Source organism: Kocuria salina (genome assembly GCF_013368965.1).
Taxonomy (GTDB): Bacteria; Actinomycetota; Actinomycetes; order Actinomycetales; family Micrococcaceae; genus Kocuria; species Kocuria rosea.
This window is the reverse complement of record NZ_SSSF01000044.1, coordinates 1-1383: the sequence shown is the minus strand read 5'-3', so window position 1 is coordinate 1383 and position 1383 is coordinate 1. Positions and strand designations below refer to the sequence as shown.

Annotated in this window: 1 protein-coding gene; it reads right to left on the bottom strand. The window is 65.4% G+C overall.

The window, feature by feature from the left end:
- Nucleotides 1–43: 43 nt before the first annotated feature.
- On the bottom strand, nt 44–1294 hold the full coding sequence (locus tag E7Z53_RS19840; protein ID WP_017832719.1) for an IS256 family transposase: 1251 nt from the start codon (nt 1292–1294) through the stop codon (nt 44–46).
- Nucleotides 1295–1383 lie beyond the last annotated feature (89 nt).

Genomic DNA, 1383 nt, shown 5'->3' with positions numbered 1-1383 from the left:
CGGGACTGTCCGATAAACGGTGTGTGGGGCCCGGCGGTTTTCATCAGTGAGTGGTTCTCTCGAACCGTCCGGCGAAGGTGATCGCGAACGCGTTGAGTGCTGGCTTCCACCTCATCACCCAGCGTGCTCTACCGCCGCCGGTCGGATCAAGAGATCTGGTGACGAGGTAGAGGCACTTCAGCGCGGCCTGCTCGTTCGGGAAGTGCCCACGGGCCCGCACCGCCCTCCGGTAGCGGGCGTTGATCGACTCGATCGCGTTCGTCGTGCAGATCACCCGGCGGATCTCCACGTCGTATTCGAGGAAGGGCACGAACTCCGCCCAGGAGGACTCCCACAGCTGCACGATCGCCGGATACCGCTGGCCCCACTCGGCCTTGAACTCGGCGAACCGGTCCTTGGCCGCAGCCTCGGACGGGGCGGTGTAGACCGGTTTGAGGGCCTTGACGATGCCGTCGCGGTGCTGGCGGCCGGCGTAACGGAAGGAGTTGCGGATCAGGTGCACGATGCATTGCTGCACCACCGTCTGCGTCCAGGTGGTGCTGATCGCCTCCGGCAGGCCCTTGAGCCCGTCGCAGACAGCGATGAACACATCCTCGACGCCCCGGTTCTTGAGTTCCGAGAAGACCTGCAGCCAGAACCGGGCGCCCTCGGCGCCGTCACCGGCCCAGATCCCGAGGATGTCGCGTTCCCCGTGCACGGTGACGCCCATAACGACGTAGAACGGGGTGTTGCGGACCTGCCCGTCGCGGACCTTGACCACGATCGCGTCGACGAAGAGCACCGGGTAGATCGGGTCCAGGGGGCGCGAAGACCACTCGGCCAGCTCGCCGGCGACCTTTTCGGTGATTCGGCTGATGGTGTCCTTGGAGACCTTCGCGCCGTAGACCTCCTCGAAGTGCGCCGCGATCTCCCCGGTGGTCAGGCCGCGGGCCGACAGCGAGAGCACGATCTGATCGATCCCGTCCAGGCGCCGCTTGCGTTTGGGCACGATCACCGGCTCGAAGGACCCGTCCCGATCCCGGGGCACCTCGATCTCGACGGGGCCGATCTCGGTCAACACGGTCTTCGATCTCGTCCCGTTGCGCATATTGGCCGCGATCGGGGTCTGCCCGTGGTCGTGCCCGAGGTGTTCGGTCAGTTCGGCTTCCAGGGCGGTCTCGAGGACGTTCTTCGTGAGCTGGTTCAGCAGCCCGCCGGGCCCGACCAGGCTCACGCCTTGCTCCTTGGCTTGGGCGAGCAGCCGTTCGGCGATTTCCTTCTGATCGATGATCTCTCCCGTCACGGGATCGATCATCTCCTCTGTCCTGTCTGTCGTGAAGTCGGTCACGGCCGTCTCCTTTCGGATCAGGCCGGACCCTCACACACCGTTCTTCTTACAGTCCC

What these genes read in the sequence shown, in the direction of transcription:
- E7Z53_RS19840 (WP_017832719.1), bottom strand. Translation starts at nt 1,294, where the DNA reads ATGATCGATCCCGTGACGGGAGAGATCATCGATCAGAAGGAAATCGCC.